Annotated in this window: 8 protein-coding genes and 1 pseudogene; 7 read left to right on the top strand and 2 right to left on the bottom strand. The window is 62.7% G+C overall.

From position 1 onward, the window contains the following. Window positions 1–2: 2 nt before the first annotated feature. On the top strand, window positions 3–1397 hold the full coding sequence (locus tag VQ575_RS08695; protein ID WP_325919464.1) for an efflux transporter outer membrane subunit: 1395 nt from the start codon (window positions 3–5) through the stop codon (window positions 1395–1397). Between the two features lie 492 nt (window positions 1398–1889). Next, window positions 1890–2215 (top strand): annotated as a pseudogene (locus tag VQ575_RS08690) (DUF6124 family protein). A gap of 106 nt (window positions 2216–2321) precedes the next feature. Here the strand turns inward: VQ575_RS08690 and pvdP are convergent. Beyond that, window positions 2322–3938, bottom strand: coding sequence for a pyoverdine maturation tyrosinase PvdP (pvdP, locus tag VQ575_RS08685; RefSeq protein ID WP_198727164.1), 1617 nt, complete (start codon window positions 3936–3938; stop codon window positions 2322–2324). A 187-nt stretch (window positions 3939–4125) separates the two neighbouring features. Between pvdP and pvdM the strand changes: the two genes are divergently transcribed. From pvdM to VQ575_RS08660, 5 genes are all read left to right on the top strand, one after another. After that, a complete protein-coding gene (pvdM, locus tag VQ575_RS08680) occupies window positions 4126–5496 on the top strand; it encodes a pyoverdine-tailoring dipeptidase-like protein PvdM (RefSeq protein WP_198727161.1) in 1371 nt (456 codons plus the stop codon). Next, the gene (pvdN, locus tag VQ575_RS08675; RefSeq protein WP_325919462.1) at window positions 5493–6773 is read left to right on the top strand and encodes a pyoverdine-tailoring periplasmic protein PvdN; all 1281 of its coding nucleotides are present in this window, start codon (window positions 5493–5495) and stop codon (window positions 6771–6773) included. The genes pvdM and pvdN overlap by 4 nt, the downstream gene beginning before the upstream one ends. Window positions 6774–6793: 20 nt before the next feature. Further along, window positions 6794–7669, top strand: a complete 876-nt coding sequence (gene pvdO, locus VQ575_RS08670; RefSeq protein WP_039593982.1) for a dihydropyoverdine dehydrogenase — start codon at window positions 6794–6796, stop codon at window positions 7667–7669. A 177-nt stretch (window positions 7670–7846) separates the two neighbouring features. Continuing rightward, window positions 7847–9505 (top strand): cyclic peptide export ABC transporter, encoded by a 1659-nt coding sequence (locus tag VQ575_RS08665; protein ID WP_325919460.1) that lies wholly within the window; start codon window positions 7847–7849, stop codon window positions 9503–9505. Between the two features lie 38 nt (window positions 9506–9543). Then, entirely contained in the window at window positions 9544–13674 is a 4131-nt protein-coding gene (locus VQ575_RS08660) for an amino acid adenylation domain-containing protein (RefSeq protein WP_325919459.1), read from the top strand. 32 nt (window positions 13675–13706) lie between these two features. On the opposite strand, the gene VQ575_RS08655 is transcribed toward VQ575_RS08660, so the two are convergent. Continuing rightward, complete coding sequence (locus VQ575_RS08655) at window positions 13707–13967, bottom strand: DUF6124 family protein (protein ID WP_039593985.1); 261 nt, start codon at window positions 13965–13967, stop codon at window positions 13707–13709. Between the last annotated feature and the right edge of the window lie 212 nt (window positions 13968–14179).

The raw sequence follows: 14179 nt of genomic DNA, 5'->3' as shown, positions 1-14179 counted from the left end.
CTATGAAAGCGCACCTGACCCTCTTGGCCGCCAGCCTGTTGCTGGCGGCATGCGGCACGCCTTTGTCGACGCCTGACAGCGGCATCCAGCCACCTGACGCTTGGCAGAGCTTCGACACATCCGGCGACCGAGCGGACAACCAACAATGGTGGACACAGTTCGGCAGTCCGCAACTTGATCGCTTGATCGAACAGGCACGCCTGGGCAGTTTCGACCTCGCGGCCGCCATGGCCCGGGTCCGCCAGGCCCAGGCCAGCGCAGTGATCGCCGGCGCGCCGTTGCTGCCGGAGATCACCGCCGGGCTCAACGGCAATCGCCAGGAACTGCTACACGGCAAAGGCTACAGCCAGTTGGACGTCGATCGGAACAACCGCACCATCGATTACTACGACGCCCACCTCAGCGCCAGTTATGAACTGGATTTCTGGGGCGCAAAACGCGCGGCCCGGGACAGTGCGCTGAACACTTTATCGGCCACCCGATTTGATCGGGCGACGGTGGAACTGACCCTGCTCAGCGCCATCGCCAACAGCTACAGCCAAGCCTTGTCATTGCGCGAGCAACAGCGCATCGCTGAACTGAACCTCGCCAACGCCCGCAATGTGCTTGATTTGGTGCAAACCCGCTACGACGCCGGCAGCGCCACGGCGTTGGAACTGTCCCAACAAAAGAGCCTGGTGGCGGCCCAGGAACGCCGCCTGCCGCAAGTGCAACAACAGGGCCGCGAGGCGATGATCACCCTGGCGGCACTGTTGGGCGAACCGGTGCAGTCACTCAAGCTCGACAATGAACCCTTCGACGCATTGCGCTGGCCCGCCATCGACGCCGGGGTGCCCAGCGATCTGTTGCTGCGCCGTCCCGACATCGCCGCCGCCGAAGCACGCCTTGGTGCCGCCCAGGCCGACATCACCGTCGCCCGCGCGGCCATGCTGCCCTCGGCCACCCTGGGCCTGAGCCTGGCCACCGGCGCCGACATTGCCGACCAATTGCTGCGCAACAGCGTCTACAACCTCAGCGCCGGGCTGGCCGCGCCGATCTTCAACAACGGTCGCCTGAAGGCTGAGCGAGACAGGGCCACCGCCCGCCAGGAAGAACTGCTGGAGGCCTACCGCGCCGCCATCATCAACGGCTTCGCCGACGTCGAGAAAGCCCTGAACAGCATCCACGGCCTGGACCAGCAGCGACAATGGCAGCGCGAAGAACTGAACCAGGCCCAGACCGCGTTCGACATCGCCCAGCGCCGCTACCAGGCCGGCGCCGAAGACCTGCTCACCGTGCTCGAAACCCAACGCACGCTGTACGCCGCCCAGGACATGAACGTGCAGTTGCGATTGGCGCGGGTGCAGGCGAGCGTGGCGTTGTACAAGGCGTTGGGTGGGGGTTGGCGGGTGATGTAGAGCCCAAACCCATCTTCAAAGCCAAGTCATACAGTGTGGCTAAGGCTATCCCCTGTGGCGAGGGAGCTTGCTCCCGCTGGGCTGCGCAGCAGCCCCAATAGGCAGCACCTCGGTGTGTCTGGTGTGTTGGAGGGGACTGGCTTTGGCTCTATTTATTGGGGCATGTAGGACTCCCGAGTAAGGCTACGTTGCCTTGCGTCATTGCCTACAACTACGCCAGAATCCGCCGGCTTGTGCGCTTGGTTCGTGGCTTTTACTGTTCTCGGGTCGCTGTTTCCAGCGATCGGGTTTGGTAGCCCGCGAGTCAACTAGGCGCAAGCGCCACCTCTTGCAGATGCTCCCTGGGCATCTGTTTCATGGTGGCCGTGCGCAGGGCGTCTTCGGGCGCGCCGGGTTCCTAGTGCTCCGGTCTACCAACCCGCGTACGGCCGCCACCCAATCGTTTGGTAGCGAGGGTGTCGGCTCCTGAAAATGAATACTAGGAGTTTCACCATGTTCAAGATCACCCCAATCCTCCCGACGACGATTCCAAAAAACTCGACGAAGCCGCCGACCGCGCCCTCGCCTACTACCTCGACCCCAAGCCCGAAACACCCAAGCCACCACCGGACCAGTTATTCACCGTGGCGGAAGGCGCGGACATGGAGTGTCTATTGGCCAACCTCAGCGAAACCCTCGCCTCGGTCAATGTCATGGCCAACGAACTGGCATTCGATTTGGAAGGCGCACGACGAAGCTTTGCCTTGGGGATCCAGCAGATGATCGAGCTGAGTGAGCTATTGGCAAACCGCGCCCTGGACATCGCCGCGCCGCGCTGACACCTCACAACAAATCTCAAGCCAAGTGACTTTGTGGCGAGGGGATTTATCCCCTCGCCACAGATAGGCCCCTCACCACAATGACATTCATCCCGCTAGAAAGCGGTTAAACCACCTTGGCCTTGAGATTGCGCGCATACCACGGCCGTTGCGGCACGCGGCGGAACAGTTGCGCCAGCTTGTCGTCATCGCTGCCAAACGTAATACGTAACGCCAACTTCATGGTTTCCGGGTCCATCTCCACCGAACGTCCGGCCTGCAGGCCCGGCGTGGTGCTGCAGCCATGGGTGTCCGGACCCAGCCACGGGTCGGCGATTTCGACCCAGCGGCCCGGGGCGAACCAGGGCACGCCGTTGACTTCAAGCCGACTCACTTCGCCCGGATGGAAACGTTCATGGGCCCGGAACCAGTCTTCGATGCGGTCATCGATCCAGCCGTGGAAGGCCCAGAACACCGGGTTCACGTGGGAAGAAAACGGATCGCCGAGAAAGTCGTTTTCCGGCTCGAACCAGCGCTGGGCGAAGTCCGCCTGATCACGGGCGAACGGCACCGGATGGCCATTGGACGGATCACGCGGCACCGACGCCCAGCGCATGTGCAGCCAATCATGCAGGCCCAGTTCCACTTCCGAACCGAACTGGCCCAAGGTCAGTTTCGACAGATAACGCGGATCGCGATAACGGGATTCCCAGACCTGGAAATTGCTGTGATAGGTCTCGGCGGTCTTGATGTCGCTGACCCACTGGGCGTATTGCTCGTCGCCACGGGCCAGCCAGGTCGGTGGCAGCGCCGTCCCGTCGACGTTATCGAAATACCGGGCAAAACCCAGGCGATCACGCTCCAATTCGGGTTGTGGCAATGGAAAGCGTGACCATGACGGCAGCGGTTGGAAGGAACGTGCGGTGCCGAGCATATGCCGGTGCATGAAAAAGAAATCCACCCCCGAGCCGTTGCGATCCTTGCGCGGCCCACGGGCATCACGCTCGTTTTCCCGCGGTCCGGGTTGCCAGCCGATGCCACGCAGGGCGTCGCGTTTGTCTTCGTCGAGGGTGTGCCACTTGTCTCGCGAGGCATGCCAGAGTTGATGGAACAGCCGGTGCTGCGGCGACACCAGCCAGGCCAGCAGCCTGGGACTCAGCGGTGTCCGCTCCCGGGCTTCGGGAAACCGCTGTTTGACGGCGACGAACTGATTGTCGAGTTCCGGCAGCGCCAACGGGCGATCCAGCCGCAGTACCCGGCCACTGAGGGTGGCCGTGCCAGCGTTGCCGAAACCGGCCCAGACTTCGTCGAGGGTCATGATGAACTCGTAGTCCGGCATGCCATGCCCGGCGCCGATCAAGCGCCAGCTCAATTGCTTCGGATCGCTGCCAGCCAAGTCGCCCAGCACCCGATAACGCGGCTCATCCCCAGCACGCAGGCGTTCGGCGGTGTCGACGCAACCCACCAGGCCTCGGCCTTTGTGGGCGATGTCGAGGAACACCTCCAGGCTGTCGTCCGGCAAGCCGTCGAGGCCGGCATCGCGCCCGCTGAAACGGATCGTCCAAACGCCCCGCATCGTGTTTGCCCGACGCTGTCCGGCGACGTCCGCCACATCGAAGGAAGCCTCGCCGGGTGTGATGGTCGGGTCCGGCCGGGTCAGTTCGCGATGTCCGTAATACACCGCAGGCACGGCGGCACCGGTCAGCGCCAGGCCTGCCATGAACCATCGTCGAGAAATCGTCATTGCCTTACCTGTGTTCGCCCTGGGGTGGGCTTTATCCAAGCTAGAACGATGGCTGGGTCGAGAAATTTACAGGCCCCGCCATGGCGGTACCCAGGACACCTAAATTTCCCGCCCGATCACTCGTTCCCCCCAGATAGCAAAGGCCCCCGCGCCTGTCCTTCCAAGGCGAACCAGACTGAGATCGGCAATGACAACACCACGTTCTAGAAAGGCTCTTTTTACCGGCGTACCCCTGGCCCTGGCGCTGGTCGTCGGTGCCGGGCTCGCGGCTTGGGACCATTGGTGGCGGGACAACCCCGGCTACCCGGTCAAGGTCATGGAGCAAGCTCGGCAATTGCACGAACGGCTGTTGTCCTTCGACAGCCACATCACCGTGCCGCTGGACTTCGGCACCGCCGGCAACGAAGCCGACAAGGACGGCAAGGGCCAGTTCGACCTGGTGAAAGCCAATCGCGGCCAGCTCTCCGGCGCCGCGCTGACGATCTTCGGCTGGCCCGAACTGTGGAACGGCCCCAACGCGCCGCACAAGCCCACCGCAGGCTTCGTCGAGGAAGCGCGCAACCAGCAGGAGGTGCGCTACAAGATCATCACCGGCCTGGTCCGCGACTTTCCCAACCAGGTCGCCATCGCCTACACCCCAGATGATTTCCGTCGCCTGCACGGCGAAGGCAAGTTCGCGATTTTCATCAGCATGCTCAACGCCTATCCCCTCGGTCACGACCTGAGCCTGCTGGACCTGTGGACGGCGCGGGGCATGCGCATGTTCGGCTTCAGCTACATCGGCAACAACGACTGGGCCGACTCCTCGCGACCGCTGCCGTTCTTCAACGACTCGCCCGACGCCCTCGGCGGCCTGTCGGACATCGGCAAGCAAGCGGTGAAGCGCCTGAACGACCTGGGCGTGATCATCGATGTGTCGCAGATGTCGACCCAGGCCCTGGAACAAGTCGCGCAACTGAGCCGCACGCCCTTGGTGGCCTCCCATTCCGCGCCACGGGCGATGGTGGATATCCCACGCAACCTCAGCGACAAGGAAATGCAACTGATCAAGGCCAGCGGCGGCGTGGTGCAAATCGTTGGGTTCTCCCAGTACCTGCGCCCGCTGACGCAAAAGACCCAGGACAAGCTCAACGTCCTGCGCGAGCGCTTCGACCTGCCGCCGCTGCCCAACCTGGCGATGGCGCTGATGCCGGGCGACCCGATCATTGCCGCGTGGCCGGAGCAGAAATTCGGCGAATACGCCGGCCAGCTCTACGGCATTCTCGAGGAAGAACCCAAGGCCAGCCTCAAGGATCTGGGCGATGCCATCGACTACGCCGTGCGCAAGATCGGCATCGACCACGTCGGCATCAGTTCGGACTTCAACGAAGGCGGCGGCGTCAAAGGCTGGGAGAACGTCGGCGACATCCGCAACGTCACCGCCGAGCTGCTGACCCGTGGTTACTCCGAGGCCGACATCGCCAAGCTGTGGGGCGGCAACTTCCTGCGGGTCTGGGATCAGGCGCAAAAAGCCGCAAGCCCGGCCATCGCCTCGACGCACAAGGCCGTCCAGCCATGAACGAGCGCCGCGCCTTCCTCAAGCAAGCCGGGATCCTTGCCGCCGGCCTGCCATTGGCCGCGAGCCTGCCCTGCTCTGCCGCTGCCGACCCACTGCCACCGCTGTCCCGGGACAAATGGGCGCAGCTGCGCTCGCTGTTCAACCAGGACCCGGGCTACTTGCACTTCTCCAACTTCCTGGTCACCACCCACCCGCGCCCGGTGCGCGAAGCCATCGAACGGCACCGCGCCGCCCTGGATAAAAACCCCGGGCTGCTGATGGATTGGGACCTGGGCGTCACCGAAGAGCGCGAAGAAAACGTGCGGACCTGGGCCGGTCGTTACCTGCAAGCGAACCCGAAGCAGATCGCTCTCACCGGCAGCACCACTGAAGGGCTGGCGATGATCTATGGCGGCGTCCATGTGCGACCCGACCAGGAAATACTCACCACCGTCCACGAACATTACGCCACCCACACCATCCTCGACCTGCGCAAGCAACGGGACGGAACACGGGTACGCAAGATCAAGCTGTTCGAGAACGCCCACGACGCCACCGAGGCTCAGATACTCACGGCCATCGAGCGCAATATCCGCCCAAAAACCCGCGTATTGGGCATGACCTGGGTGCATTCGGGCAGCGGCGTGAAGCTGCCCATCGGCAAGATCGGCGCCCTGGTGGACAAGCACAACCAGGGCCGCAGCGATGAACAGCGCATCGTTTACGTCGTGGATGGCGTGCACGGTTTCGGCGTTGAAGACCTGAGTTTCCCGGCGATGAATTGCGATTTCTTCATCGCCGGCACCCACAAATGGATGTTCGGCCCACGCGGCACCGGCGTGGTGTGCAGCCGCAGCGAAGAGGTCAAGTACGTCACGCCGATCATCCCGACCTTCTCCGAAGCCACGACGTTTTCCACCACCATGACCCCGGGCGGCTACCACGCCTTCGAGCATCGCTGGGCGGCGGACGAAGCGTTCAAGCTGCACCTGCAATTGGGCAAGGCCGAGGTCCAGGCGCGCATTCACGCGCTTAACACTTACCTGAAGAAACGCCTGCTCGCGCTGCCGCAGATCGAGCTGGTGACGCCGCTGAGCCCCGAACTGTCGGCCGGTTTTACCTTCTTCCGGGTCAAGGATCGCAAGAGCGATGAGATCGCCGCCTACCTGATGCAAAACCGCGTGGTCGCCGATGCCGTGCATCGCGATGCCGGACCGGTGGTCCGCACCGCGCCAGGGCTGCTCAACACCGAAGCCGAGATTGACCGCTTCATGGCGCTGCTGGGCAAAACACTTTGATAACTGATCGAGAGCAATCGATGAACCGTTTTTTATTGAAGACAATTCCGGCGTTGGCCCTCACTGCCCTGTTGCCCTCCAACGCCCAGGCGTCGCAGCCGGGCCAGGTGTTCCGCGACTGCAAGGACTGCCCGGAAATGGTCGTGCTGCCCACCGGCACCTTCCAGATGGGCACGCCCGAGGACGAAGTCGGCCGCGAGCCTGACGAGGGCCCTATGCACCCGGTGACGTTTGCCAAGCCGTTGGCGATCAGCCGCTTCCAGGTGCTCAAGGGCGAATGGTTCGCCTACCTGCGCGATACCGGCTACGTGATGCCCGACGGCGACAAGCGCCCCGGACGCGCGTGCCAGGCCGGGGTTCCGGAGTACCAGGGCAGCGACCCACGCAAGCAATACACCGACCGGCACCCGGCGGTGTGCATGGATTTCGAAGAAGCCAATGCCTACGTGGCATGGTTGTCGAAAAAGACCGGCAAGCCGTACCGGTTGGTCAGCGAATCCTTGCGCGAATACGCCGCGCGCGGCGGCAGCAGCGGCCCGTTCCCTTTCCCGTTCGACGAAGGCAAGGACTACAGCATCGCCCAGCACGCCAACACCTACGGCGCCGCCGATGGCTACAACTTCACCGCCCCGGCCGGCAGCTTCGCGCCCAACGCCTTTGGCGTGTACGACATGCACGGCAACGTCTACGAATGGACCGCCGATTGTTTTAACGAAAACTACACCGATGCGCCGATCGACGGCAGCGCCGCGCTGGCAGGCAACTGCAAGGTGCGGCGTATCCGTGGCAACGACTGGGGCGAAGCGCCGGTGTTTTCCCGTTCGGGCAACCGCAATGCCGTTTTTTCCGATGCCCGCGGTGACTGGCTGGGGTTCCGGGTCGCTCGGGATATGTAGATCAACCTGACCACTGAAGAGCCGCTTTTTGTGGCGAGGTTGGTGCCTCGTTAAATCCCCTTCCCCTCCAATCGTTCCATAGATGGGCGCGCCCCAACCGGCGTGCCGCTGTCCTTCAGCCCATGCGGTGAATGCCCGCGATGGTCTTCGCCTTTTTCTTCAAGCAGGGAAACCTCCATGAGCCAACCAACCCGCGGGGTGATCAGTGAACTGTTCATCCTGCTCAAACCCTTCCGGCTGATTGTCGCAGGCTCCATCCTGCTCGGCATGCTGGGTGGCCTGAGCATCACCGCCCTGCTGGCAACCATCAACGATGCGCTGAACGCCGAAGCCGGGCCGACGCCCCAGGTGTTGGCGACCTTCGCCGGCTTGTGCGTGGCGGCGCTGCTGACTTCGATCCTGTCGGACATCGGCACCAACCACGTTGGGCAGAACATCATCGCCAGCCTGCGCAAATCCCTCGGCCAGAAAGTCTTGCTGGCGCCCATCGAACAGATCGAGCGTTTCCGCAGTCATCGGCTCATTCCGATCCTGACCCACGACGTCAACATGGTCAGCAACTTCGCGTTTTCCTTCGCGCCACTGGCGATCGCCTTTACCGTCACCCTCGGTTGCCTGGGCTACCTGGCCTACCTGTCGCTGCCGATGTTTGCGCTGCTGCTGGTGGCGCTGGTGATCGGCACGGTTATCCAATACGTGGCGCGGGCCCGTGGCATTCGTGGCTTCGAAGCGGCCCGCGAGGCTGAAGACGCCCTGCAGAAGCACTACAGCGCAATAGCAGCCGGTGCCAAGGAGCTGCGCATCCACCGCCCACGCCGCCAGCGCATGTTCAGCCAGCGCATCGAAGCCACCGCCGAGCAGATCTGCGACACCAACATCCGCGCGGTCAACACCTTCGTGGTCGCGAAGACCTTCGGCTCGATGCTGTTTTTCGTGGTCATCGGCCTGGTCCTGGCCTTGCAATCGCTATGGCTGGGCACCGACAAAGCGGTGCTCAGCGGTTTCGTGCTGGTGTTGTTGTACATGAAGGGACCGCTGGAGTACCTGGTGATGACCTTGCCGGTGATCAGCCGCGCCAACATCGCGTTCAAGCGCATTGCCGAACTGTCCGAGCAGTTTTCCTCCCCTGAGCCGCACCTGCTGCTCAACGATAAGAACGCCCCGAAGCCGACGATCCAACGGCTTGAATTGTGTGACGTGCACTACGCCTTCCCTGCGGTGGACGGCAGCCAGGCCTTCGCCCTCGGACCGGTCAACCTGTCCATCGCCCAGGGCGAGATCGTGTTCATCGTCGGCGAGAACGGCGGCGGCAAGACCACGTTGATCAAACTGCTGCTGGGCCTCTATGCACCCCAGGGCGGCGAAATTTTCCTGGATGGCGAGCCGGTATCGGCGGCGGGCCGTGACGATTATCGCCAGCTGTTCACCACAATCTTCGCCGACTATTACCTGTTCGATGAGTTGGTGCAGGGCGACCAGCAGGTGCCCGGGGACGCCAACCGCTACCTCGATCGCCTGGAGATCGCCCACAAGGTCAGCATTCGCGATGGGGCCTTCAGCACTACCGATCTCTCCACCGGCCAGCGCAAGCGCCTGGCCCTGCTCAACGCCTGGCTGGAAGAACGCCCGGTTCTGGTCTTTGACGAATGGGCCGCCGACCAGGACCCGGTGTTCCGGCGGGTGTTCTACACCGAGCTGCTGCCGGAGCTGAAGGCCCTGGGCAAAACCATCATCGTCATTTCCCACGACGACCGTTACTTCGACATCGCTGATCAACTGGTGCGGATGCAGGCCGGTCGGGTGGTCAGTGAAAAGGTCCCGGCAGCCTTCGCCTGAACCTGCCCGACGCCAATGCCGTTTACCGCGAGAACACCATGAACGAACTGCTAGATGATGATCTGCTGGCGCTGCTGCTCGATGAGGCCACCGACGGCCTGCACGCCCGGGCCAGCCGCCGCAGGCTGGATCGCGCGCCGCTGTCTTTCGCCCAGCAACGCCTGTGGTTGGAACAACAGCGAGATCCGACCCGCTCGGCCTACAACCTGCCCCGGGCCTTGCGCCTGACCGGCGAGCTGAATGCCGATGCCCTGGAAGACGCGCTGAATCGCGTGATCGACCGACACGACATCCTGCGCACCGCGTTCATTGAAATCGACGGCGCCGCCACCCAGGTGGTCGAGCGCAGCGCCCGCCTGATCCTACATCGCGAAGACCTCACCGGGCTCGACCAGCCGGCGCTTTCCCGGCACATCGAGCAACACGCCCGGCAACCGTTCGATCTCACCCAGGCGCCGCTGATGCGGGCTACCTTGCTCAGTTTGAGCCGTGCCGAACATGTGTTGCTGCTCAATATGCATCACATCGTTTCCGATGCCTGGTCCAACACGATCCTGATGCAGGACATGACCCAGGCGTACGGCCGGGCTCTGCTGGGTGATCGGTCTGCGCTGCCACCGTTGCCGATGCAATATGCCGACTACGCAACCCACCAGCGCGGCGACTATCTGCAAAGCGCTGCCTGCCGACGCAGTGGCGAATACTGGGGCGAGTACCTGGGCCATGATTTGCCCGCCCTGGAATTGCCCCAGGACTTCTCGCGCAGTGCAACCCAACAACACAGCGCCGGTCGCGTACACGTATCGCTGGCCCCGTCGTTGGCGCAAGCGCTGGAGAATTTTTGCCAAGGCCAGGGGCTGGCGCCGTTCGTGGTGGCGCTGGGCGCCTGGCAACTGCTGCTGGCCCGCTACAGCCGCCAGGACGATTTCACCGTCGGCGTCCCCAACGCCAACCGCAACAGCCATGAAAGCCAGGACCTGGTGGGTTTTTTCGTCAGCAGCCAGGTGTACCGGGCGCGAATCGACTCGACTCGCAGCGGGTTGGACTTTCTTCGGGCGCTGCGCGGGCAATCCCTCGCCGCGCTGGAGCATGCCGATTACCCGCTGGAATTGATCCTCGATCAATTGGGTGCCAACCCGTTGTTCCAAGTCCTGTTCAACTGGCGCACCGGGTCACAGGCGGCGTCGCTGCCAAGCCCGGATCAACTTACCCTGGAGTTCCTCGACACCGGTGAAGGCCAGGCCAAGTTCGATCTGTCGCTGGATGTCGACTATTCACAACAGCAAATACTCGCGACGTTCGAGTACAGCCGTGACCTGTACCGCACGACCACCATCGAGCGCATGGCCGAGCATTGGCAGAACCTGTTGCGGGGCCTGATCGAGGCGCCCGACTGCGCTGTTGGCGAGCTGCAATTGTTGAGCGCCGATGAACGCCGGTTGACCCTCAACGACTGGAACCGCCAACCCACCCAACTGTGCAGCGAAGAATGCCTGCACCGGATGATCGAAGCCCATGCCGCCCACGCAGGCGAGGCGATAGCCCTGACATTCGAAGGGCAGCATCTGAGCTATGCCGAGCTCAACCGACACGCCAATCGACTGGCCCATCGCTTGATCGAGCAAGGCGTTGGTCCCGACGTGCGGGTGGGCATCGCCGTCGAGCGGACGCCGCAGATGATCATCGGCCTGCTGGCGATTCTCAAGGCCGGCGGCGCCTACGTACCGCTGGACCCGGCCTACCCGGCCGACCGACTGGCCTACATGATCCAGGACAGCGGCGTCAGGCAGATCCTGACCCAGGCCCATCTGCTTGAGTCACTGGCGTTGCCGGCTGGCATCGACTGCCTGCTGCTGGAACCGAGCGATGCCGATCACGCCTGGCCTGAGCACAATCCCGCTGTGCCCATGGATCCGGACAACCTGGCGTACGTGATCTACACCTCCGGTTCGACCGGCAAACCCAAGGGCGCATTGCTCGCGCACCACAACGTCATTCGCCTGTTCCGTGCTACCGAGCAGTGGTTCGGTTTTGACCACCGGGACGTGTGGTGCCTGTTTCATTCCTACGCCTTCGACTTTTCCGTTTGGGAGATCTTCGGTGCCCTGCTGCACGGTGGTCGACTGGTCATCGTGCCCCACGCCGTCAGCCGTTCGCCCGAGGATTTCCATGCCCTGCTCTGCCAGGAAAAGGTCACGGTGCTCAACCAGACGCCGTCGGCGTTCAAGTCATTGCTGCAAGTGGCCTGCGAACCTCGACAGCCTCTCATCCATCAATTGCGCCAGGTCATTTTTGGCGGTGAAGCGATCGATGTGCAGAGCCTGCGCCCTTGGTTCGAACGTTTCGGGGACCAGTCACCGCAATTGATCAACATGTATGGCATCACCGAAACCACCGTCCATGTCACTTGGCGGCCACTGTCGATGCAGGATTTGCATAGCCAGGCCGCCAGCCCCATCGGCGAGCCCATCGTCGACTTGTCCTGGTATCTGCTCGACGCGCACCTGAACCCGGTGCCCAAGGGGTGCATCGGTGAGCTGTATATCGGTCGCGCCGGCCTGGCCCGTGGTTATCACCAGCGTGCCGACCTCACCGCCAGCCGTTTCATTCCCGACCCGTTCGACCCGCTGCCGGGTCGACGCCTGTACCGCACCGGGGACCTGGCCCGCTACCTCAGCGACGGCAGCATCGAGTACATCGGGCGCCTGGATCACCAGGTCAAGATCCGCGGTTTCCGGATTGAACTGGGCGAGATCCAGGCGCGCCTGCAAACGCTGCCGGGCGTGCGCGAGGGTGTGGTGCTGACCCACGACGGCCCGGGCGGCCTGCAACTGATCGCCTACGTCATCCCGACGCAACCGGCCAGTGCCGAGCTGCGCGAAGACCTGCTGACTGCGCTCAAGGCGCAATTGCCGGACTACATGGTGCCCAGTCATCTGTTGTTCATCGACCACCTGCCGCTCAATGCCAACGGCAAGCTCGACCGTAAGGCCTTGCCCGAACCCGACGCCACCCTCCGGCATTCGAAGTACGTGGCGCCCCGCACGCAGTTGGAAGAAGCCTTGGCGCAACTCTGGCAGCAGTCCCTTAAGGTCGAGCGCGTGGGTATCAGCGACAGTTTCTTTGAGCTGGGTGGGCATTCGATCCTGGCGATCGAACTGATCGCCAAGCTCAAGGCGACCCTGAACATCACCGTGCGCCTGCAGGAATTACTGGCCAACCCGAGCATCGCCGAGCTGGCGCTGTTCATTTCGCAAAAACACCGCGAGCAGACGCAATGCCTCGTCGCCCTGAACAACGCGCCCGCGAGCGCACCGCAGTTGTTCTGCCTGCACCCCAGCGGCGGCATCGTGTTCTGCTACCAACCGCTGGCGCGCAAACTGCAAAACCAGGCGCGCACCGTTGGCATCATGCACCGCGGCTTCAGCGAACCCCATGCAGGGCCCGAGGCCTGGCAGCAGATGATTGCCGACTACAGCAAGGAAATCGTCAGCGCCCAACCGCAAGGCCCCTATCACTTGATGGGCTGGTCCCTGGGCGGGACGATCGCGTTCGACATCGCGGCGATGCTGGAAAGCCAGGGGCACACCGTTGGTTTTCTCGGGTTGGTGGACAGCACCATCCCGGAACATTTGTATCCCTCAGGATTGCCGCGCCATCGGTATTTGGCGGGTGGCGCAAAAGACGATGCTGCCTCCCAGGATCTGCTTGAAGCCATTGAGTATCTTGACCTGCTGTTCCCGTCACTGACGGAGCGCACGGCGGCTTATCGACGGGAACATCCTGGCAGTTCAGTCAAGGCATTCCATGAATGGGCGGCCGGCCAGATCGAGCCTGAGCGAGGCGACTTGCTGTCGATCGTGCAGAGCGTCAAGGAAGAGGTCATGAATGCCCAGGCGTTCTCCGTGCACGATCGATTGCTGGAGGCCTTCGAGGGGTTCAGCTTCAAGCCGGTTCGGGTACGGCCCAGTTGCTGGTGGACACAAGCGGAGAAAACCGCCGATGAATTGGCATTCTGCGAAGCCCTGCTGATGGAACACAGCCTGACGGGCGAGCTGCAATGCTCGGTGCATTCGCCGTTGCGCCATCGGGGCATGATCTTTGATGAGGGATTGCTTGGGGAACTGGTCGAGGCTTTTCTGGCCAGTACGGTAGAAAAGCTCTCTTAAGCAAAAAAGAAACCGTGGCGAGGGAGCTGCGGCTAGCGTGGAGGCTGGGGCAGCTCGATGTCATCCAGTGCTCGATTAGCCAGAAGTGTTCCTAGCTCGATCAATTGCTGAAGCCCCAACGCCACGTGCCGTCGCGAGCCTTCCAGATCGAAGGCCAGGTCGTTGGCCATGGCATTGGCGGAAGCTAGGGTTTCGCTGAGAGTGGTCAGTATGGATTCGGTGCTGAGGCCCTTGACTACGGTAAAGACATGGCCTTCCAAGGTATCGGGCTTGACGGCCGCATCTGGAGACAAATGAATATTCAATGCCCGGTCGGCTGCCTCGCGTTGCTCTGCCGAGTCGAAGCGTGTGTATGAGGATAGGTTTCGGCTTTTCCGGGGGGATTGGGGGTGATCTTGACCATGACGTGCAGCTCCATTCAAAAGTGGAGTTCACCATTTTCTGCGACCAAGCAGAGGGGTGGCGAACTGTACGCAGGTTGGTCGACCAGGGAATGGAACCCGGC

Source organism: Pseudomonas frederiksbergensis (genome assembly GCF_035751725.1).
GTDB lineage: Bacteria > Pseudomonadota > Gammaproteobacteria > Pseudomonadales > Pseudomonadaceae > Aquipseudomonas > Aquipseudomonas frederiksbergensis_A.
This window is presented reverse-complemented; position numbering and strand designations above follow the sequence as displayed.